Source organism: Prevotella amnii CRIS 21A-A, from assembly GCF_000177355.1.
GTDB lineage: Bacteria > Bacteroidota > Bacteroidia > Bacteroidales > Bacteroidaceae > Prevotella > Prevotella amnii.
This window is the reverse complement of record NZ_ADFQ01000086.1, coordinates 94058-115025: the sequence shown is the minus strand read 5'-3', so window position 1 is coordinate 115025 and position 20968 is coordinate 94058. Positions and strand designations below refer to the sequence as shown.

Annotated in this window: 18 protein-coding genes, 1 tRNA gene and 1 pseudogene; 14 read left to right on the top strand and 6 right to left on the bottom strand. The window is 36.8% G+C overall.

The window, feature by feature from the left end; all coding sequences use genetic code 11:
- The first annotated feature begins 84 nt into the window (after positions 1-84).
- The 14 genes and pseudogenes from HMPREF9018_RS08305 (at position 85) to HMPREF9018_RS08245 (ending at position 15245) form a co-directional block, all read left to right on the top strand.
- Complete coding sequence (locus tag HMPREF9018_RS08305; protein WP_008450301.1) at positions 85-1656, top strand: Rne/Rng family ribonuclease; 1572 nt, start codon at positions 85-87, stop codon at positions 1654-1656.
- Positions 1657-1822: 166 nt separating this feature from the next.
- Positions 1823-1945 (top strand): annotated as a pseudogene (locus HMPREF9018_RS10900) (site-specific integrase); the annotation flags it as partial.
- Between the two features lie 115 nt (positions 1946-2060).
- On the top strand, positions 2061-2264 hold the full coding sequence (locus HMPREF9018_RS08300) for a helix-turn-helix transcriptional regulator (protein WP_008450238.1): 204 nt from the start codon (positions 2061-2063) through the stop codon (positions 2262-2264).
- 13 nt (positions 2265-2277) lie between these two features.
- Positions 2278-2475, top strand: a complete 198-nt coding sequence (locus tag HMPREF9018_RS08295; RefSeq protein ID WP_008450329.1) for a hypothetical protein — start codon at positions 2278-2280, stop codon at positions 2473-2475.
- Positions 2476-2480: 5 nt separating this feature from the next.
- Complete coding sequence (locus HMPREF9018_RS08290; RefSeq protein ID WP_008450518.1) at positions 2481-3308, top strand: GIY-YIG nuclease family protein; 828 nt, start codon at positions 2481-2483, stop codon at positions 3306-3308.
- A 125-nt stretch (positions 3309-3433) separates the two neighbouring features.
- Entirely contained in the window at positions 3434-4465 is a 1032-nt protein-coding gene (locus HMPREF9018_RS08285; protein WP_008450386.1) for a virulence RhuM family protein, read from the top strand.
- 832 nt (positions 4466-5297) lie between these two features.
- Complete coding sequence (locus HMPREF9018_RS08280) at positions 5298-6521, top strand: site-specific integrase (RefSeq protein ID WP_008450535.1); 1224 nt, start codon at positions 5298-5300, stop codon at positions 6519-6521.
- 329 nt (positions 6522-6850) lie between these two features.
- Positions 6851-7075 (top strand): helix-turn-helix transcriptional regulator, encoded by a 225-nt coding sequence (locus tag HMPREF9018_RS08275; RefSeq protein ID WP_008450231.1) that lies wholly within the window; start codon positions 6851-6853, stop codon positions 7073-7075.
- On the top strand, positions 7065-8405 hold the full coding sequence (gene dndC / locus HMPREF9018_RS08270) for a DNA phosphorothioation system sulfurtransferase DndC (RefSeq protein ID WP_039864703.1): 1341 nt from the start codon (positions 7065-7067) through the stop codon (positions 8403-8405). Before HMPREF9018_RS08275 ends, dndC begins: the two co-directional genes overlap by 11 nt.
- Positions 8402-10489 carry a DNA sulfur modification protein DndD gene (dndD, locus tag HMPREF9018_RS08265; protein ID WP_008450432.1) on the top strand — a complete coding sequence of 696 codons (2088 nt, stop codon included), beginning with the start codon at positions 8402-8404 and terminating at the stop codon, positions 10487-10489. The genes dndC and dndD overlap by 4 nt, the downstream gene beginning before the upstream one ends.
- Position 10490: 1 nt before the next feature.
- Positions 10491-12077, top strand: coding sequence for a DndE family protein (locus HMPREF9018_RS08260; protein WP_008450280.1), 1587 nt, complete (start codon positions 10491-10493; stop codon positions 12075-12077).
- 5 nt (positions 12078-12082) lie between these two features.
- Positions 12083-12484, top strand: coding sequence for a hypothetical protein (locus HMPREF9018_RS08255; RefSeq protein ID WP_008450307.1), 402 nt, complete (start codon positions 12083-12085; stop codon positions 12482-12484).
- Between the two features lie 12 nt (positions 12485-12496).
- Positions 12497-13681 (top strand): DNA phosphorothioation-associated DGQHR protein 1, encoded by a 1185-nt coding sequence (locus tag HMPREF9018_RS08250; protein ID WP_008450453.1) that lies wholly within the window; start codon positions 12497-12499, stop codon positions 13679-13681.
- Positions 13682-13700: 19 nt separating this feature from the next.
- The gene (locus tag HMPREF9018_RS08245) at positions 13701-15245 is read left to right on the top strand and encodes an RNA-binding domain-containing protein (protein ID WP_008450350.1); all 1545 of its coding nucleotides are present in this window, start codon (positions 13701-13703) and stop codon (positions 15243-15245) included.
- A gap of 57 nt (positions 15246-15302) precedes the next feature.
- On the opposite strand, the gene mobV is transcribed toward HMPREF9018_RS08245, so the two are convergent.
- From mobV to HMPREF9018_RS08215, 6 genes are all read right to left on the bottom strand, one after another.
- Positions 15303-16619 (bottom strand): MobV family relaxase, encoded by a 1317-nt coding sequence (gene mobV, locus HMPREF9018_RS08240; protein WP_039864732.1) that lies wholly within the window; start codon positions 16617-16619, stop codon positions 15303-15305.
- A gap of 217 nt (positions 16620-16836) precedes the next feature.
- The gene (locus tag HMPREF9018_RS08235; RefSeq protein WP_008450404.1) at positions 16837-17748 is read right to left on the bottom strand and encodes a toprim domain-containing protein; all 912 of its coding nucleotides are present in this window, start codon (positions 17746-17748) and stop codon (positions 16837-16839) included.
- A 268-nt stretch (positions 17749-18016) separates the two neighbouring features.
- The gene (locus HMPREF9018_RS08230) at positions 18017-19207 is read right to left on the bottom strand and encodes a primase-helicase family protein (protein WP_008450528.1); all 1191 of its coding nucleotides are present in this window, start codon (positions 19205-19207) and stop codon (positions 18017-18019) included.
- A gap of 4 nt (positions 19208-19211) precedes the next feature.
- Complete coding sequence (locus tag HMPREF9018_RS08225) at positions 19212-19505, bottom strand: helix-turn-helix domain-containing protein (RefSeq protein WP_008450389.1); 294 nt, start codon at positions 19503-19505, stop codon at positions 19212-19214.
- A 124-nt stretch (positions 19506-19629) separates the two neighbouring features.
- Positions 19630-20550, bottom strand: coding sequence for a hypothetical protein (locus HMPREF9018_RS08220; protein WP_008450297.1), 921 nt, complete (start codon positions 20548-20550; stop codon positions 19630-19632).
- Between the two features lie 237 nt (positions 20551-20787).
- Positions 20788-20869, bottom strand: a tRNA-Leu gene (locus HMPREF9018_RS08215).
- Between the last annotated feature and the right edge of the window lie 99 nt (positions 20870-20968).

Genomic DNA, 20968 nt, shown 5'->3' with positions numbered 1-20968 from the left:
AGATGCGATGACAAGTCCTGTTTTTTTTAATTATTCATACTCTTCAAAAAAAATAGTAGAGTATAATTACTTAAAGTAAGGATAATGACAAGCGAAATTATTATTGATGTCCAAGAAAAAGAGATTTCTATAGCTCTACTTGAGGATAAACGGCTGGTAGAATATCAGCGTGAACCAAGAGAAGCTAATTTCTCTGTTGGCAACATCTATATGGCAAAGGTTAAAAAACTAATGCCAGGACTTAATGCCTGCTTTGTTAATGTAGGCTATGAACGCGATGCCTTTCTCCATTACTTAGACCTAGGAAGTCAGTTTAATTCTTATGCTAAATATCTTAAACAGGTACAGAGCGATCGTAAACGCCTTTATCCTATACAGAAGGCCATTATACTGCCAGATATAGAAAAAGACGGTACAGTAAAAGGGGTAGTGCAAGTAGGGCAAGAAGTATTAGTGCAGGTTGTCAAAGAGCCTATATCTACAAAAGGTCCCCGCCTGACAGGAGAGATTTCTTTTGCAGGCCGTTACATTGTATTACTTCCTTTCGGAAACAAAATAAGTGTCTCTTCAAAAATAAAAAGTGGTGAAGAGAGAGCTCGCTTAAAACAACTAATACGTAGTATTACTCCCAAAAATTTTAGTGTTATAGTACGTACGGTTGCAGAGGGGAAACGCGTTGCAGAACTGGACGCAGAAATGCAAATATTGCTAAAACGTTGGAATGATGTTATCACCAAAGTGCAAAAGACACAAGAACGTCCACAACTTGTCTACGAAGAAACTGGTAGAGCAGTTGCAATGATACGTGATCTTTTCAATCCAACTTATGAAAATATTTATGTAAACGATAAAGATATTTGCACAGCTGTCCGCCACTATGTTTCTATGATAGCTCCAGAAAAAGCAAGCATAGTAAAGCAATACACAGGAAAGTTACCTATTTTTGATAATTTTGATATCACAAGACAAATAAAATCTAGTTTTGGTAAAACTATTAATTATGGACATGGGTGCTATATTATTATAGAACATACTGAAGCTATGCATGTTGTTGATGTAAATAGTGGTAATAGAGCTAAAGAAAAAGGTCAAGAGCAAAACGCTCTTGATGCTAATCTTGGAGCAGCAGATGAGCTTGCACGTCAGCTTCGTTTACGCGATATGGGTGGAATTATTGTTGTAGACTTTATTGATATGCATCTTGCCGAAGACAGACAGATGCTGTATGAACGAATGAGCAAGAATATGCAACAAGACCGGGCTCGCCATAATATATTACCATTAAGTAAGTTTGGCTTAATGCAAATTACACGTCAACGCGTTCGTCCTGCTATGGACGTAGATGTAGATGAAACGTGTCCAACATGTTTTGGTACAGGTAAGGTACGAGCAAGTATCCTGTTTACAGATCAATTAGAGCATAAGATTGACAGATTAGTTAATAAGTTTGGGGTGAAGAAATTTTATCTACATGTTCATCCTTATGTAGCTGCTTATATTAATAAGGGCTTTATCTCTTTAAAGCGAAAATGGCAACTAAAATACGGAATAGGAGTTCATGTTATTCCTTCACAAAAATTAGCTTACCTACAATATGAGTTTTATGGTGAAGATAAGCAATTTATAGATATGAAGGAAGAAACAGATAAAAAATAAAATATTAAAGTAAGAGGGTATGCCAATATTGACATACCCTCTTACTTTCTTATATCTCACAGCATATAAATCCCTTTTATTAAATCTACGCTCAACAAAAAAAATAAATTGTTACCACTACTACTAAGAAGAATACGAAGCAAAAACTCAAAACCATGACTGTACCAACGACGGAACGAATACCATTGCAAGTTTTTTAGGGCATAGCGGATTGAAACATACCGAGAAATATACTCGGGCGGTGGACAAACTGAAAAGTGAGGCGATAAATAGTTTACCAGAATTTAAGATGAAAAATGAATTGAAAAACATTTTTTTGATTCAACAAGACTGTTTTTTGCTTAAAAAAGCATGAGCTTTAAGAAATAATGAATAACTTTATGGCGTAATCAAATTACATAAGCATGGAACGGAAGAAAATCAATCGCCTAAAGGTGGTACTTGCCGAAAAAGGTATGACAAATAAGCAACTGGCAGAAATCCTTGACAAAGACCCTGCCGTTATATCCAAGTGGGTAACGAATGTTGCCCAGCCCAATGTCGAAATGTTCATTCAGTTGGCAAAGATATTGGAAGTGAGAGTTGATGATTTGTTGTGGACAGAATAAAGAAAAACTATATATGGAAATACAAATAAAAGAAGTGTATAGTTGTATTATAGAGGATCTTCACAAGCTTGAAGCATATAGAGATTTTAAGGATAAAAACACATCAACAAGTAATCAAATAAAAGATAATGCCTCAATTTTTGCAGATAATTTTTATAATGGCGTTCAAAATATATCAGATAAATTATTAAACACTTTCGATTTAAATTAGAACTAATGGGAAAAACAGTAACAACATATTTAATAGATGCTGATCCGAAAGGAACACAGTATGTTTCTATTAGCAATAAGATTTGTCAAATGTATGTAATTCCTCGCTCACATCTTTCAATCTTGAATGAACGAATAGAATTGCAGACACCTGCTTTTTACATTCTATTGGGTGAAGACGAAGAGACGAAACCGAAAGCATATATTGGAGAGACTGAAAACTTTCGTGAACGAGTGAGAGACCATGATAGCAAAAAAACTTTTTGGCAAAAAGCCTTGCTTTTTATTTCTAAAGATGCAGCAATGACTAAAGCCGATGTGCAATACTTGGAGCATAAAGCGATAGCGGAAGCGAAAGTTTCAAATTCTTTCATATTAAATGAAAACAAGCAAACGCCTAAAGCACCTAATCTTCCAGAATATCGTAAGGATGATATGGACGAATTTTTCGAGGATATAAAATTTCTCACATCTTTCATTGGTTGTGGTATATTTGATATTGCCAAACCAAAAGAAGAACATCTGTTCTTTACAAAGGGACGTGGTTGCAATGCGAGAGGGTTTTATCATAGCAAAGGATTTACAGTATTAAAAGGCAGCACGATTACAAGTTCTTCAGTTCCGTCTTTCAAGTGGGAAGACAAGCGTAAGAAGCTGTTGAGCGAATATACGCACTCTTCTAAAGGGAAATTAGAATTGAGTTCAGATACAACTTTTAATAGCCCGAGTACTGCTGCTGATTTCTGTATAGGGAGTAGTAATAATGGTTGGCTTGTTTGGAAAGATAAAGATGGAAACACTTTAGATTCTGTGTATAGAAAACAATTAGAGTAATATAAACCCAAATCGGTCATTAGGATTTCTCTTTGCCGTACGACACAAAGAAATCCTAATGACCGATTTGGGTTTAATGAAGGTAAAGTGTTTACTGAGAGGAACAATAATTTAATAAAAGTATAATGGAAGCAAACGACAACATGCTCATCTACCAGTCGGCAGATGGAAAGATAAAAATAGATGTTCGGTTTGAAAAGGAAACGGTGTGGCTGTCATTAGGCCAGATGGCAACACTCTTCGGTCGTGATAAATCTACTATCTCACGACATATTAAGAATATATTTGAGGAAGGAGAATTGCAAGCTCCTTCAGTTGTTGCAAATTATGCAACAACTGCAATGGATGGAAAAACTTATCAAGTGGATTATTATAATCTTGACGTAATCATCTCGGTAGGCTATCGGGTGAAGTCGCAACAAGGCACACAGTTCCGCATCTGGGCTACTCAGCGGCTAAGAGAATATATCATCAAAGGCTTTGCATTGAATGACGAGCGATTCAAAACAGGTTCGTCTTACAATTATTTCAAGGAACTCTTAGACCGTATTCGTGAGATACGCCTTTCTGAGAAAGTGTTTTATCAGCAGATAAAGGATATATACGCAACAAGTATCGACTATAATCCGTCTGCCGAGATGACATTGGCTTTCTTCAAGGAAGTACAGAACAAACTGCTTTGGGCTGTCAGCGGAAAGACAGCTGCAGAACTCATGTACTATCGCGCCAATGCCTCATTGCCAATGATGGGGCTTTCTTCTACGGAGAAAGAAAGAAAAATTACCAAGAATGATGCCCTAATAGGTAAGAACTACCTGAATGAGAAAGAGATTGGTCAACTAAAACTTATCGTAGAACAGTTCCTTGCCTATGCTGAGGCGCAGGCATTAGCAGAAAAACCAATGTACATGAGCGACTGGGTGCAGAAACTTCGACTTGTACTCACCATGAACGAGAAGAATATTCTTGAGCATGCCGGCACCATTTCTCACGAAGCGGCAGTAGCCAAAGCTACAAAGGAATATATTGCTTACAAAGAACAACAACGGAAAATTGAACGTCTTGAAAGTATTAAGCAGCTCGACCAAGACCTGAAGCGTATCGCACCACGAAAGAACAATAAAAAGAAGAAAGACAACGAAGAGAATAATCAATGATAGTCCATACACAATATTTGGGAAATCAGGAATTGCTGAAGCTGCAAAAGACAGCATTCCTCGCATCGGGCAATATTTGCAAACATAGTTGCTTTTTGAAGTTGAATCTACGCAGTTAACAGCTTACAAATAATTTTGGACGAATTAGATAAAGGTTTGAAGGATGTTAAATGATATACTATGGATTTGATAGAATTATGTGACAAACTCAAAAATGGAGCCGTTTACCTCAAAGATGACTACGAGGTATTGTTTTAAGAATTATAGTTATAGATAAATCAATACACTGTTATATAAAGCGTAGAGGACGTAAAGAAGTTGAGGTTGATTCTACGGACAAAGATATTTTTGAGTCTAAGATGTACGGTTATGAAATCAGTAAAGAAGAGTATGATAAATTTCGATGATCTTCTATAAAAGGCTATCTAACTTTGGGTAGCTTTTTTTATTCCTATTCAGGTCAGAATGTAGAGCCTCAGCATTAGCCGAAAGCAAACATTTTCCGAAATGTTGCACCAAAAAGAAAGGGAATAACTATATCTAATTGATATTCAGTTATTTCCTTTTCTTACAAAGTACCCAGACCCGGTACAATATCGTAAAAACAAGAGAAACCAAAAGAATATATTATATTGATAATCAGCTATTTGCAATTTTCTTATATTTGGTGATTTTGCCCTTTTTTGCCTGTTTTTTGTTAGATAGTACACTTTTAGTACACTTTGATATTTCAAACTTTTTAGTATCTTTGCAAAATAAGAAAACATCTGAAAATAAACGAGTTAATGATTTTACTCGATTTGATACACATTTAGGTACATAACTATCAACTATGGCAAAATTAGAAAATAAAGCAAAAGAAAACCCAAAATTGGAGCAAAATGTGCTTTCTGATGGTCGGATAAGTCTTTATCTGGAGTATTATCTCGGTAGAGAAGAAACACCAGTTTTGGACGAAAACGGTAATCCTGTTTTGTATGAAACAGGTAAAATGGTGGGTAAACCCAAAGTTCACATCAAACACAACAGGCGAAAAGAAAACTTGCAGTTGTACCTGATAGCTAAGCCCCGTACTCCTATAGAACGACAACAAAACAAAGAAACGCTTGAACTGGCTGCCAAGATCCGTGCAGAGCGTGAACAGCAGTTTAAGGAAAGCATGCTTGGTTATCGTCTGAAGAAAGATAGAAATATCAACTTCTTAGACTATTATCAGGCTTACATTGACAGTTACACCAAGAAAGACTTGCGGATGATAAAGATAGCCTTGAATCGTTTTAAGGATTTTCTGAAAGAGCAATACCCACTCTATGAGTTTAGTATTAAGCCTGACTTGATAACCAAGGATATGATGGAACGGTTTGTGGAGTATCTGCAATCACGAAGTGTGGGTGAAGGGGCAAAGAGTATCTACCAACGTTTCAAGAAAGTGGTGCGTTATGCTATTGATCACGAAGTGATGTTGAAAGACCCTTGTAAGGATGTGGTGTGCAAGGTGGATGACCAGATTTTGCGCAAAGATGTGTTGTCAATGGATGAGATACAATCACTGATTCAATGTCATTACGACAACGAGAACCCCAATGTGAGGCGTGCCTTTATCCTTTGTCTGTATTGTGGTCTGCGCTTCTGCGATGTGAAAGACTTAACTTATAAAAATATAGATTACACCAATCGCCTATTGAAGTTTGAGCAGAATAAGACAAAAGGACATTCGGCGCATAGTGGTGTAGTTATTCCTCTGAACGATGGTTTACTGTCATTGATTGGTGATGCACCTGAAGATTTGGATTCCTCGATATTCAATTTACCTTCTTATGAAAGTTGCAGCAAATCTGTAAAACGATGGGTGAAGCGCGCAGGCATTAATAAACACATCAGTTGGCATTGTGCTCGCCACAGCTTTGCCGTGAACATCCTCAATAATGGGGCTAACATTAAAACCGTCGCCAGCCTATTGGGGCATAGCGGATTGAAGCACACAGAGAAATACACCCGTGCTGTGGATAAATTGAAGTCTGAGGCGATAAATAGTTTGCCAGAATTGAAGCTATAGTGGTGTTTATATGAGATACAATAATGAATATTGGCAGGATAAATGACTCTAAATCATTATCTTCATACATTGAAACCTCAGCAAAGCCTAATTTGTTAAAAATGGCCGTTATTGATTACCAACAAGTTACATGTCTTAAAACCTCCTTTACAAGGAAGTTTTAAGACATCTCATATTTATAAAAGAAGAGATTGATTATAGTGCATTTTATCTCATTAAAGTGACATATTCGATAATCAAATTAACTCTGATGAAATATAACGCAGAATTTTATATGCGTTATAAAATATATTGTGTATTTTTGTACTCAATAATGAAATCAAAATATTATGGGTAAAGATATTAATCGTATAAAGGTTGTGCTGGTTGAAAAGAAAAAGACTAATAAGTGGCTTTCTGAGCAATTAGGATGTGCTACGACCACGGTATCGAAATGGTGTACAAATGCCAGCCAACCGCCAATGGAAACTTTTCTAAAAATAGCCCAAATACTTAATGTTGAATTAGATGAATTATTGAATAAGTCTCATCTAACTTCTTTAGATAATGAATAAACGAATAGAATATATCATAGATGAAATTAAAGATCAGTATATGTATGCTGATGATACTCACCGCCCGTGGATTATAGGTTTTAGTGGAGGTAAGGATTCTACGGTATTACTGACATTGGTCTGGCTTGCGTTGAAGAAAATTAAAGATGATGTACTTGCTCCATTTCAGCTTAGAAGACCTGTGTATGTTGTTTGCAATGACACATTAGTGGAAAACCCCATAATATCTTCTTATGTTGATGATGTACTTAGCCAGATAGAAAAAAAAGCAAGGGAAGAGGATATGCCTATTTTTATTCGTAAAACAATTCCCAAACTTGAAGATTCTTTCTGGGTCAATGTTATAGGAAAAGGGTATCCTGTTCCAAATACTGCATTCCGATGGTGTACTGATAAAATGAAAATTAAGCCTACTGCTCGTTTCATTACGGAACAAGTGGACGAATGTGGGGAGGCTATTATACTGATTGGGACACGAAAAGCAGAGAGTGCTACGCGTGCACGATCTATAAAAAAGCATGAAATACATGGTCAAAGACTTACTCATCATACACTGTTACATAATACTTATGTGTATGCCCCTATTAAAGAACTAATGTTAGAAGAAGTTTGGTATATAATTAATGCGATTCCATGCCCATGGGGCTTTGATAATTCTGTACTTTTTAATATATACATGGATGCAAGTGCAGATGATTATGAATGCCCTACAGTTGTAACAGATAAGAGTCATGGCTCTTGTGGACAAAGTCGTTTTGGATGTTGGGTTTGTACCGTTGTGAAGGATGATAAATCTATGCGCTCTTTAATAAAGAATGGACGAGAATGGATGAGACCCTTGTATGATTTTAGAATGGAATTGGACACAGAGCGAAATATTTTAGAGAATCGTATGCCATTTCGTAGAGATGGACGGAGGGCTGTTAATGATATGGGACCATATATATTTAAATACAGAGCTAAAATCTTAAAAAGACTTCTTGAGGTACAGCATAAATTACAACAAGTGGATCCTAAAATAAGATTAGTCTCTGACCAAGAATTAATCGCAATTCAGGTTAATTGGTATAGGGACTTTAATTTTGGTTATCAAGTATCAGAAATATATAATTCAATTTATAAAGAATCTTTCATTATGGAGGAGAATGTAAAAAATAAATTAGAAACCGATTTGATGCGTGAAGTATGTGTCAACAATCCAGAGGAAGGTGAGTTAATAGAACAATTACTTCTTCTTCAAAAGAGTAAATCCCTTATGCAGCGTAGGAGGGGATTAAAAAATGAGATAGAATCACGACTGAAAGATTTTATAAATTCAAAAAAATCATGATAATAAAGTCTATAGAATTATATAACTTTCGTATCTATCGTGGGGTTAATAAAATTGATTTGACACCTAATGGAGAACGGAATATTATTATAGTAAGTGGTAACAATGGATATGGAAAAACAACTTTCCTAATGTCTCTTGTGTGGTGTCTCTATGGCAAGAATATGGAGAAAGTTGATGAGTTGTATAAGAAAGAGATTGATGAAAAAGGTTCTTATAGCAAATATATAGGAAATAGTCTGAATACTATTGCAGCTCAAGAGGGAGAAACGAGATTTTCCGTGAGTGTTACTTTTACTGATGTAGAAATACCAAATACAACTTGTACAGAGATTACAATAGTTCGTTCGTATGATAGAGCGACTAATACATCAGACGAATTGAAAATACTGATTGATGGGCGTGAAAGTGATTTATTTAGTGATAAAGATGAAGAAGAAATGTTCATCAGGGATTATATATTGCCTATAGAAATTGCTAAATTCTTTTTCTTTGATGCCGAGAAAATCGTATCATTTGCTCAGGTAAATACTCCACAACAAAGAGCAGAACTGAGTCAAGCATACTCTCAGGTTTTGGGCATTCAGAAATATGCAGAATTAAAATCCGAGTTAGAGAAAATACAAGATGATTATAGAAAAGAGTCTGCTCAACCGCAAGATAAAAGGGATTTTAATGAACTCATCCTTTCAATTAAGAATGATGAAGACAGTATTGCAGACTTTGGATATCGGATTGAGGAAAAACAGGAAAAAATATCCATTCTTCGATACGAATGTAATGAGTTACAAGAGAAACTTATTCGTGAAGGTGATTTAATGAGTGTCGAACGTCTAGCAGAGCTCAAAAAAAAACAAGAGCGTTGTCAATTAGATGTTTCTGATGCTCAGGAAGGATTAAAGGAGTTATATAATTATATTCCATTTGGCTTGGCTGGCAATCTGATTTCTATTGTAGCGGCCCAGTTAAAGGAAGAAAAGGCGTATAAACAAAATAAGTTGCAACTTGAAGGGGTAAAGGAAAAAACAGACGATATTCTTAATGATCTTGACAGAGCTAGAAATGACTTTGGGTCTCATATAGATATCAGAGTAAGGGACTTTTACGAAGCAGAGATTAGAAAGCTGATACTCAAACATTTTTATAATGATTGTGATGTGGATAGGTATGAGAATTTTCAAACCTTGCACGATTTTACAGAATTACAAAATGATGATTTTACAAACTTGGTATTAAAACTAAAGGAATGTAAATCTTCATTTGAGTCTCTTGCAACAAAGTATTCTAAAGCAAAAGCGGAGTTATATTCTATAGATAAAAAAATTCGAGAAGCAGAAAAGAATGCCGAAAGCGAATATATTCAATCTTTGCGTAGAAAGAAGAATGAGAAAGAGGATGTTATTTCTGATTTGCATCAAGAAATTGCGTTTTTGAATATAGAGATAGAACAGGCAAAAGATAGAATAAAAGCATCAAAGCAGAAGAAAGAAATTCTATCTAAGAAAATAGATGTTTCTCAAAAGAATAAAGCTGTAGATGACGAAGCAACCCACTTGATACATACAATACAAAAATTCTTATTAAAATTTAAGGACGAGAAGAAAAAAGCCCTTGAGAAGAAATTGAAAGATAAACTTACAAGTTTTTTACACAAAAAAGATCTTGTAAGTTCTGTCGTTGTTGATATCCAAGGTAATGGTGAGGATGTTGATATAAATTTATTTGATGCTAATAACAAGAAAATAGATAAAGGGATTCTGTCGATGGGAGAGCGCCAGATGTTCGCTTCTGCGTTGCTTGGTGCACTTGTTGAGGAGACTGGATTGGCTTTTCCTGTATTCATAGATAGTCCTATGCAAAAATTTGATATAAATCACAGTCAAAATATTCTGACAAAATTTTATCCAAATGTTTCTAAACAAGTAATACTATTCCCTCTTTTATTGAAAGAATTAACGGAGAAGGAATATTCTTTGATTAATGGATATATAAGTAAAACTTATCTCATTGAGAATTCAAAGAAAGGATCCTGTTTTAAGGAAATAAAAATAGAAGAATTGTTTGACACTTATAAGCATCAATAACATGCAAATAAATATAAAAACTTCCGCAGCAAACCAGAGCATAGTCTCTAACTTGACTCAAAAATTACCTGGTGGTGCAAAAGAGAATATTATAGCACGTATTGCTTTAGGATTTTCCTTGGCTTCAGGGAAAAGATTTCAGCAAAATGAATTTAATACTTACGACTCACAAGGCAAAGAATATAAAGAACATATTTTATTTGATTCTGCTAACAGAGATTTTTATATCGCTCTTATTTGCCAAGCTTATGGCATTAATAAGAATGATGAACTAATTGCCAAATATGTGAAATTGCACATAGATCATGGTCTTGAGCAGATTAATTATCTGTTTGAGAATCGTCCGCAATATACCTTTTTTGATTTTCTGGTTGAATATCTGGGAAAAGGTATTGACGCAATCGAAGACGCACCTGTTTCGTTAGATGCAGTTAAAAACAATAATCAGCACATCAACAAGACGAGTTTTACAGGGGCTATTGATATTAAAGTGGGATATAAGCCTAAGACAAAAGAGCCAGTAATATTTTGTTTTAACAACACCAAAATCTACAATAATCAACATATTGCAGTTGCAGGAAAATCTGGTTCTGGAAAATCTCAATTTGCCTTGGAATTTTTAAGGCAATTAGTATCTAAGACACAGGGACAAGTTAATTTCCTTTTCCTCGATTTTAAAGGAATATCAGTAGAAGATAAAAATAAGATGCATGATTTCTTTACAGAAACTCATACAACTTGTATCAATGCCCCAGATGAACCTTTCCCACTTAACCCACTTTCGTTCATAGACAATATAAATGATAGGAATAAACTTGTTGGTATAAATAAATTTGTTGACATTATAGCCAAATATTCAAACATCGGCAAGAAACAACAGCAAACATTAAAAGATGCAGTGCAAGAAGCATTTATCCAGCAAACAAGTGGAGATTACCCTTCTATGAAAGATGTCTATGATTTGATAATAGATCAAGTAGGGGAAAATCGAGACACTCTAACAGAAATAATGGGACGTTTGAGTGAGTATGAATTGTTTGCTTCTAAGGTAAATAATCCTAGTGCATTCCTAAATAACAATTACTATTTGTCATTATCTGGTGAACTTGATAATACCGTTAGATTTACTTCTGTATTCCTGATTATAAATTATATTTTTAATGTATTCTCTAATATGGGAAGTACTGATGTCAACGATAATTATAGAGAAATGCGTTATGTTTTAATGATAGATGAAGCTCATGATCTTTTCCGTGAGAGAAAATCATTAGAAATCTTAGAGGTAATACTTCGAAAAATTCGTTCTTATGGTGTATCTGTTTTTCTGCTATCACAAGGAATAGCAGAATATAATACAGCAAACTTTGATTTTTCGCAAGAATGTGAAACTTCGTTCTTGTTGCCAATAAATGATATGGCTAATACAAAGGCTATCAATAAATTCCTAGGACTTACTCCAAAGGATGGAACTGCCGCTTTACGTAACTTAGAAAAACTTCAGAATGGTCAAGCAATATCAAACATAAAAGAATACTCAAGAACAGATGTTTTTGATGTTGTACAGTATTGGAAAGAAAAAATAAAGTGATAAAAATGAAATTTGTTTTCTTTTTGATTTTCTATGTCATTTTAGGCACAACAGGAATTACTATTCCTGTCTTAATAAGCCAACAATTTGCCCCAAATGAAATTTCGATAGGTTTTATAACTATTGTGATGTCAACTATTGGATATAATGGTTCTGAAAGAATTATGCAACTATATGATTCTAATTCTCGTTCCCAAAAAACAGAAATGTTTATAAATCTTATAGCATTGGTGATAGCTTTATTGTGTACGATATATGTGTGTATATGTATTTTAAAGCCAACAACAATATGGGTTTCTATTGTTGTTTATGTGTTTTCCTGTTTATTTTGGTGGTTTCAAAATTGGAACAATAAAAATCTAGAAAAAACTTCTGCTTCAGATGCTTTAGGGGGAGATAATTTTTGAAATAATTAGGAAATGATTATAAGTGCAATTAAAGTAATTCAACCTTTAGGTGAATTTTATATCGCTAAGATAAAAGCTCGTGATTTATTAAAAGTTTCAACATCTTCAGTATTGAGATACGATAAAGATGGAACTTTGAAAGGAAATCAACGTCCTTTAAGATCAGATAGGCTAAAAGCTATTGCTAATTTTATAAGGTCAGAGGAAATGTGTTTCCCCACTTCAATTATAGTAGCAGCAAATATAGATAGCTCTGGGGAGATTCTCGAAGATGAAGATAGAAGATGGAAGATTGAACGTATAAATAATGACGTGTACCAATTGGATATTCCAAATCAAGATAATATTTCTTCCTTGATTATTGACGGGCAACATCGCCTAAAATCGTTTGAGCTTACATCCGATGAATTCAAGGATATCGAATTGGTATGTTCTATTTTCTTTGATTTACCAATGCCTTATCAAGCATATTTGTTTGCGACAATTAATGGTAACCAAAAGAGGGTAGATAAAAGTCTTGCATTAGAACTGTTTGGATTTAATGTTGATAATGAACCAGAAAATACTTGGTCTCCAGAGAAATTGGCTGTATACTTAACTAGAAAATTAAATTTCAGTCAAGATTCCCCTCTTTATCAAAAAATTAAATTAGCCCCTCTGTTTACAGGAATTGAGGGGATTGTTGATAGATCAAAATGGATATTGTCAACAGCAGCAATGGTTGAGGGAATATTAGGATTAATTTCTACTAATCCACAACTTGACAGAGACACACTAGCTTTCAGGAAGGACTCTTTTTGGGGAGATAGAACTCGCCGCATATTGAAAGAGGACAAAACGGTTTTAAGAGAGTGGTATTTAAATAATAAGGATGAGAAAATATATGAAGTATTAATATCTTATTTCTCTTCGATAAATAAGATATTATGGAGTCAAGTGGATTCAAATAGTGTAATATTCAAGACTATTGGTATATCTGCTCTTTTTGATTTGTTGAAAGCTATTTTAGAAAAAGATAGGAATATAAGTAATTTTGATCAGTACATCAATAAAATAAATAATATTGATTACCTAAATGACTATTTTTCACTATCTGGAGCTGGTAAAACCCGATTAAAAAGAGTTCTTAAATTTAGAGTTGGACTAATAACAGAAGCGGGACTAAAGGAAGAAGATAAGGCTTTTGTCCAATTATGATTTACTCTATGTCAAAAATATGACCATACAAGAAATAATATCTCGCAAAGAAGACCAGACATTTGATTGCAAAAGCATTCAAATTGATCCGAAAGCATTGGCTATTACCATCGTGGCGTTTGCTAATGCTGACGGTGGTGATATTACTATCGGTGTGTCTGATAAGGCAAGGAAGATAGAGGGGGTTGACCAGCATACGGAAAAGTTGAATGAGTTGGTGCGTGTTCCTTTAGACTTTTGTAATCCCTCTGTGTCTATTACCAGCGACCTGTTACCATGTACAGATAAAGATGGGAATGATAATCACATTTTATTGATGCATATTCCTGCAAGTTCTGAATTGCATGCCAATCAAGCTGATGAAGCCTTTATGCGTGTCGGTGACAAAAGTAGGAAATTGTCTTTTGAGGAGCGCATACAGCTGATGTATGACAAGGGCGAGCGCTACTATGAAGATACGGCTGTGTATGGTGCTACGGTTGATGACATTGATATAGCTGCTGTAGAAAGATATACAGAATTAATTGGTTATACCAAGTCTGCCAATCAATATCTACATGAGAATAATGGCTTCATAACTACCAATGTTAAGGGAGAGGAGCAGGTTAGTGTAGCTTGTATTCTGTTGTTTGGTAAATATCCTCAAAAGTTCTTTCCTCGTGGGCGTACTCGCTTTATCCGTTATAAAGGTACAGAAGAGAGAGTGGGTGCAGAAATGAACGTGATTAAGGACGTAACCTTTGAAGGAACCATACTTGATCAGGTGAAGGCCACGATAACTTATCTTGAAACCCAAGTGGAAGAACACACTTTCCTAGGACAGCATGGGCAGTTTGTAACCAACAGAGATTATCCAAAGTTTGTTATTCAAGAAATGGTTGTCAACGCTTGCTGCCACCGCGCCTACAATATTAAGGGTACGGAAATCCAAATAAAGATGCTTGACGATCGTCTTGTATTCGAGTCGCCCGGTAGATTACCCGGAACAGTCAAGCCTTCTAATATTCGTCATACCCATTTTTCACGCAATCCGAAAATTGCTCAATTCTTAAAAGCATACGACTATGTAAAAGAGTTTGGAGAGGGTGTGGATCGTGTATGCAGGGAATTGGAAGCTAATGGTACACCACATCTATCCTTTCATCTTGATGATTTTATTTTGAAAATTACAGTGCCAAAGGTTAAGTCAGTACAAGAGAAATCTGTGAAAGGGAATGAGGATAACGTTACTGATAACCACTTAAAGGTATCTGAAAAGGTGACTGATAGTCTGTCAAAGGTATCTGACAGGGTGTCTGATATGCAAACCAAGGTGACTGATAGGCGAAAAGAAATAATAGAAAAAGTAGTAGAAAAGGCATTAGAAAATGGTGATAAATTAACGTCAAATCGTATTACCATCTTGCAATTAATGGCTGAAAATCCTTATATTACCAAGATAGAACTTGCTGCTGCCGTAGGAATCAGTGCCACCTCTATCATGCGTAATATCGAATATATGCGTAATAAGTACCTCCGTCGTATTGGACCAGATAATGGCGGATTTTGGGAAATTATAGAATAGACAATATAACAAGCCCAACCAAATTTATGATTGGCTGGGCTTGTACGTTCTAATATCTTACATTCTCCTTCCTCTCGAAGTCCTCTGCGCTCGTTCAAGAGCTTCTCTCTGTTTCCTGTCAAGATACCATTGATTACGCCTGTTCCGTATCATATCATTGATGGATACGTCATTGATAAACAACTCACGGTAGCCTTGCTTCACCTTTCGGGAAGAGAATATGGCAGAATCGAGCTCAAACGGGACTTTCTCACCCATTGGCGTGAACTTACCTGAACATACCACTCTTTTGTCATTCAATAACTGTCTGACGATCTCATCGCTGATTCGATAAGTATGTGAACACCTATTGGCAAAAGCCACATTCATACAAGTATCAGGATACCATTTCTCAATATCCCGCTTGAACTGCTCCAAATCCTTTTCTGCCGATTTCACATTTCCTCTCTCCGTTTCAATCACAGCTTCACGTTCACGGATGATATTCTTGAGTGTAGTGATGACTGCGTCTTTTTCGAAGAGCTGTTTGTTAAGGTCTACTATTACCTGTTGGTCTTTGCTTGTGAAAAGAGAACCAATGGCTCGGGCTACATGGGAACCTGCATTGCTGATGTCTTTCTTCAACGTAGCTTGTTTGAGTTCAGACTTCGCCTTTGAAAGGTCTTCTGCTGCTTGCTCCTTCTGCTCTGCCAAAAGTACAATATCCTCCTTGAGATTCTCTGCCTTGCGGTATTGCTCGGTATAATACTCACGGGTAGAGATATGTCTTGCTTCCGACCCGTCAATACCACGTTCCAAACCAAAGGACTGCATCGCCTCGGCATACGATGATTGATAATTCTTGAGTTTTGCCTGTGTCATTACATCATCGGCACACAGACGGGAGCCTTCGGCTTTCTTGCGATAGTGCTTCTTCACGCTGTCCTCTGATTTCTTCTTTCTGCGTGCAGCAGTGACGATAGGAACTACCGTTGCATGGATATGAGGAGTCTGTTCGTCCATGTGTAGAACAGCAGAGACCAGATTCTCTATCCCAAAGGTATCCTGCATCCACTTCACCGACTGCTCACACCAATCGTCAAGCCTTCCTTCGTGCTGTATCCTTTCCATTGCTTCGGGACTTGCTGAAAGCATCACGCGGATGGCATGCACTTGGTTCTTTCCCACTTTGCGCTTGAGGTGCGCATTCTCTATTCGATGCTCAATAGCTGCCGACCGTGATTTCACACCTTTGGGAAAAGCAATCATTTCTCGGTCGAGGTGTATGCGACTTTCATCCACGTTGCCTGCAATGAAAGTGCGTTCAATATGGGCAGACATCTTGGTATCTGCCCCCTTTGCTTTCTCCAGATGGAGAACTACAAAATTTGCCATATCATGAAAATTTTTAGTTCGTTGTAGAGGTACTTGCATCATCCACTTGACAAGATGGTGCAAGTACCGATTTTTGAAACTGGGAGTCCAGAGGGGTGTAACGCCCTTGGCTCATTGGGATTTTTTAGCATTACTTGTATTGCGGCTCGAAAAATTCCCTAATGAGCTATGGCATTTTATTGCCATAAAAACTCCGTAGGCAAGAGGAACGAAAGTCTCAAGGCTTGAGCCCTCTTCGTTGTTCCCTAACAGGCTTCTGCAGGAGACTGTCCTGACGGCAAAGGAACTCGTTGAGATCCTTGCAGTCAGCGTATAGACCTGAAGAGTCAATGACGGGTATTTTTAGTTCCGTGAGCAACTCTTGGTATGCCTTCCGTCCTGCATCATCATTATCCAAGAAGCATTGTACTTTGTCATAGTGCGACAAACGCTCTAATGACTTACGGACATTCGCCACAGAATTGAGCACCATATAGTCCTGGCGTATCAGTCCGTTGTTCTCCCTTCTTCGAATCGTAAGGAATGATAGGAAGTCCATGAAGCCCTCGAAAAGAAAACATACATTCTTCTGCTCTCCCATACAGAAATGACTGATATCTTTTGGCGTCATGCATCCCTTGAAGAATGGATTGCGCAATTCATACCCACCAGAGATATTGGGCAAACCAATAGCAAAGTAATGTTTACCTCTAATATCAAAGTGCATTTCCTTGCACACCGTTTTGGCCATTTCTATGTTGATGCATCTTTTCTCAAGATATTGGATAAGGGCAGGATGCGTGAGAGAAAGCACTTGTAGATGCTCAAAGGAGTTCTGTGGTGTAGTCGACTTGACTATGGGCTGACAGACCGACGCACAGCTTGGCGCATTGCGTTCTATCTGATGAATAAGATACGACACGTCCGAAGAGTTGTAGAGCAACGCTGCAAGGTCGATGATGTTGCCACCTTTGCCAATGCCGAAGTCGTACCATAGATTGAGTTCGGTGTTTACCTTAAACGATGCGTGCCTTTCCGTTCTGAGTGGAGAGAGGTACATGAGGTTGACACCATACTGTTTTACAGGCTTACAGCCCATTGCTGCAAGAAAGTCCTGCAACTTTATCTGTTTTATTTTTTCAGTATTCATGATTATGTAAAATTTAAATTGATAATAAATTTGATGAACTGATGAAATTGCTTTTATCTATATGGTTATCAGAGAGTTGAAAACTCATCATGCCCTCATCATACTACTTTTCAAAATGGAATCGCTGACAAAAAGAAAAATACCTTCCTTTTCTTTTTTCATCAGTAGTATATTAACGATGAGTAAAAGATGAGAACACAAATGACTTGTACTGAATACTTTATATAGCTTATTCATCATTTCATCAAAATAATGGATATAAAATTGTTTATAAACTCTTGAGCTGCTCCTTGGTGATTGTATAAAACCGTCCTGTCCTTCGGATGGGAGAATAATACTGCGGAGTATTGTAGCTGAGTTGATAGGTAGTGTAAGTCAGCGTATTGGGCGCTGGAGTCAGTTTCCAAATATCCTGTACGATTCTCCTAATCTGTCCCTTGTCGTATTTGCACTGCGTATTACTCATGAGCGGCATCATGTCATTGATGCAGAAGGACAATTCCTCTACATTGTTCATTTCCATGATGTCTAGACAGAGTTCAGCCAACTCAAGCTCCAACTTGTTGCGATTGCTGCGGATGATGCGCTGCAGAGCTGGCGTAAAGGTCAGTTGGGGCGCAAACCACATGCGACTCTCCTTTTGGGTAGATAAGGGGCGGTGCTGCAGGAAATAGAGAAAGGCTGGAATTTCGGCTTTCAACTTTTGCAGAAAGTCGGTATCGTCACTTTCCAGACGATTTATCTTCCTTACCCAATATCGGGTTTCTCCCATATCTATAATAACAGGGAGCAACTCGTTATTGGAACATAGCACGAACTTGGCAAAAAAGGAGATTTCATCTCGGTCTTTGCCCTTGGCTTCCACCTTATAGGAAAGCGTTGTGCTGAGATTTTTCAATCGTTCACTGTCTTCCCTGCGGTTGAGTAATACCTCGTCCACAACAATAAGCAGTTTTCCCGCCCAATCCGCATTGAATTGGCTGCGAAAATCCTCGTTGGTATTAAAAGTTACATTGTTCTGAAAAACAGCTTTGAGGAAATTGAGGAACGTACTCTTACCTGTGTTGCGCTCTTCTGACACCATCAGGAGGATGGGGAGTTTCTGCACGGGTTGGAGATAGAGCAATTGCAAGTAATCCATTCCCAACTCGTATTGTTCCCCGAAGATATGCCTTATCAGGGATTCGATGTGTAGGAACTCTCCTTCTTTTGGCTGGTGTCCTATCGGTTCGTAGAGATTCAGAAACTTGTCAATAACTGGTTGATAATTCACATGGTTAGGAACAGTACAGAAACCATCATACTTCGGTACAGTGGCAATGAAGTCCTTGCCATAGTCTTGCCGTAGCGTTTCGTTGTTCCATACGATACGCTTTTTGAAAAAACCACCATTAATGCGAGGTTGGTTCACAATCTTATACAAGGTTGTGCCAACACGAATGAAATTCTCGTTTTCCATAGCCTTACTTCTGCATTAAAGGTTTGCTACCCATGATATATCTCTGTGCTTCTTGGGTTATTTGCGCAGAAGTCTTGATGGGATTTTGACGCAGCCATGCTTCGAGTTCTGCTTTCTCAAAATAAAGCATCTTACCTTGTGGCTTATAATGAGGAATCAGATTGCCCGATGTGAGTTTGTAGAGATAACTCTTAGAGAGGTTTAAGAACCTGCTGGCTTCTTCGAAGCTCAACACATTCTTATTCATGAAAACCATTTGTTCGAGTTCTTCAACTCGAGTTTCTAATGTCTTGTTCATATTGAAAACATTTTAAATTAAACAATATGAAGGTGCACCTTCGTTAATTATTTGTTAACGAGGGCAAAATTAGAAACGATAAAAGTAAATGACGTTGAGCAATGTTTGAGGTATCAACCTATGCTCAACCTTTTTTCAGTTGTTTGATGTAGTTATCAATGGTTTCCCATCCTTTCGGTTGCTTCATATTGATTTGATCTGTTGCAGTGGAAAGGTCGGTGCGTGTCAGTGGCGTATCTTTTGTTTTCCCCAAGACAAGTTCATTACGAGCAATCGCAGATTGCCATTCATCAGTAATGAACCCTCGAAGATTAAGACTTTGCATGAGATATGCCAGTTGGCGGTTGTTGTTTGATTTCAGAACACCTTTTAGTTTACAAGCAAAAAAGTCTTTGAGTATCTTGGGAGATATGCGAGTAGTGAATAATTGAATTTCGTTGATGCAAGTGGTTAGAACCTCAATTTGCTCATCTGTAAAATCAGATTGAAATGGATTTGTTCCTTTACCAATGATGACCGGTTTCTTTTTCTGCTCACATGGGTCGTCGTTTATCAAGACTGAAGAGCGAGTCCGATCGGTTTGTACCTCTGTCAATTCAAATCTTTCTATTTCTGCCATGAGGTATTTTGCATAGCGTTCATATAGAATCGCATCGACAAGATACGAGAACATCGGTAGAACATCATTATATGAGGTGTGTCGGTCAATGTACTTCGTATATTCAAATGAAGATACAGAGAAGGAGGTATATTTCTGTTTTTGTTCTTTGGTCAGTGATTCAAAGAAAGTGCTTTCCCACAAAAAGTCATCATCGTTGTAATATTCCTCTACACATGCAAGAGCAGGATGATTCAGATAAATGGAAGATAGTTCATCGGTTATTCGGATATATTCTTTTTGCAAAATCTCTTTGAACTGTATATTGTTGATGCAACCTTTCTTCCTCAGAATATTTCCAATGAGCACATTGTAGGTCTGAGTAATGCAGTAGTTTAATATTCGTTGAATACTGTCAAGCTGTATCTTTAGATTGTCATTTTCCATTTTGTAATTTTCTATGGTGGGTACTGTTTACAAAGATAGGGCATTCGTTGGAGAAAAAGCCAAGAAAGGGAAACAAACAGAATAAAAGGGAAGAGTTGTCGTTAATTAAATATAAATCTGAGTGACGAGAAACTATAAAAGTACACCTTTCTCATTGCATTGTTATATAGTACACTTTTAGTACGCATCGAAAAAGAAAAATCCCTTGTAAATCAAAGACTTACAAGGGATTTATAGTACCCAGACCCGGGCTCGAACCGGGATGGATTGCTCCACTGGTGTTTGAGACCAGCGCGTCTACCTATTCCGCCATCTGGGCTTAATATTCCTATTAAAGTGGTGCAAAGTTAGGTATAAAAAATAAAATAAACAAATATTTAAGTAAAAACTTACATTACAAACAGCCTTTTATGCTATT

Excerpts from the sequence above, each read along its gene's own strand:
- HMPREF9018_RS08305 (WP_008450301.1), top strand. The coding sequence starts at position 85 with ATGACAAGCGAAATTATTATTGATGTCCAAGAAAAAGAGATTTCTATA.
- HMPREF9018_RS08300 (WP_008450238.1), top strand. The coding sequence starts at position 2,061 with ATGGAACGGAAGAAAATCAATCGCCTAAAGGTGGTACTTGCCGAAAAA.
- HMPREF9018_RS08295 (WP_008450329.1), top strand. The coding sequence starts at position 2,278 with ATGGAAATACAAATAAAAGAAGTGTATAGTTGTATTATAGAGGATCTT.
- HMPREF9018_RS08290 (WP_008450518.1), top strand. The coding sequence starts at position 2,481 with ATGGGAAAAACAGTAACAACATATTTAATAGATGCTGATCCGAAAGGA.
- HMPREF9018_RS08285 (WP_008450386.1), top strand. The coding sequence starts at position 3,434 with ATGGAAGCAAACGACAACATGCTCATCTACCAGTCGGCAGATGGAAAG.
- HMPREF9018_RS08280 (WP_008450535.1), top strand. The coding sequence starts at position 5,298 with ATGGCAAAATTAGAAAATAAAGCAAAAGAAAACCCAAAATTGGAGCAA.
- HMPREF9018_RS08275 (WP_008450231.1), top strand. The coding sequence starts at position 6,851 with ATGGGTAAAGATATTAATCGTATAAAGGTTGTGCTGGTTGAAAAGAAA.
- dndD (WP_008450432.1), top strand. The coding sequence starts at position 8,402 with ATGATAATAAAGTCTATAGAATTATATAACTTTCGTATCTATCGTGGG.
- HMPREF9018_RS08260 (WP_008450280.1), top strand. The coding sequence starts at position 10,491 with ATGCAAATAAATATAAAAACTTCCGCAGCAAACCAGAGCATAGTCTCT.
- HMPREF9018_RS08255 (WP_008450307.1), top strand. The coding sequence starts at position 12,083 with ATGAAATTTGTTTTCTTTTTGATTTTCTATGTCATTTTAGGCACAACA.
- HMPREF9018_RS08250 (WP_008450453.1), top strand. The coding sequence starts at position 12,497 with ATGATTATAAGTGCAATTAAAGTAATTCAACCTTTAGGTGAATTTTAT.
- HMPREF9018_RS08245 (WP_008450350.1), top strand. The coding sequence starts at position 13,701 with ATGACCATACAAGAAATAATATCTCGCAAAGAAGACCAGACATTTGAT.
- mobV (WP_039864732.1), bottom strand. The coding sequence starts at position 16,619 with ATGGCAAATTTTGTAGTTCTCCATCTGGAGAAAGCAAAGGGGGCAGAT.
- HMPREF9018_RS08235 (WP_008450404.1), bottom strand. The coding sequence starts at position 17,748 with ATGAATACTGAAAAAATAAAACAGATAAAGTTGCAGGACTTTCTTGCA.
- HMPREF9018_RS08230 (WP_008450528.1), bottom strand. The coding sequence starts at position 19,207 with ATGGAAAACGAGAATTTCATTCGTGTTGGCACAACCTTGTATAAGATT.
- HMPREF9018_RS08225 (WP_008450389.1), bottom strand. The coding sequence starts at position 19,505 with ATGAACAAGACATTAGAAACTCGAGTTGAAGAACTCGAACAAATGGTT.
- HMPREF9018_RS08220 (WP_008450297.1), bottom strand. The coding sequence starts at position 20,550 with ATGGAAAATGACAATCTAAAGATACAGCTTGACAGTATTCAACGAATA.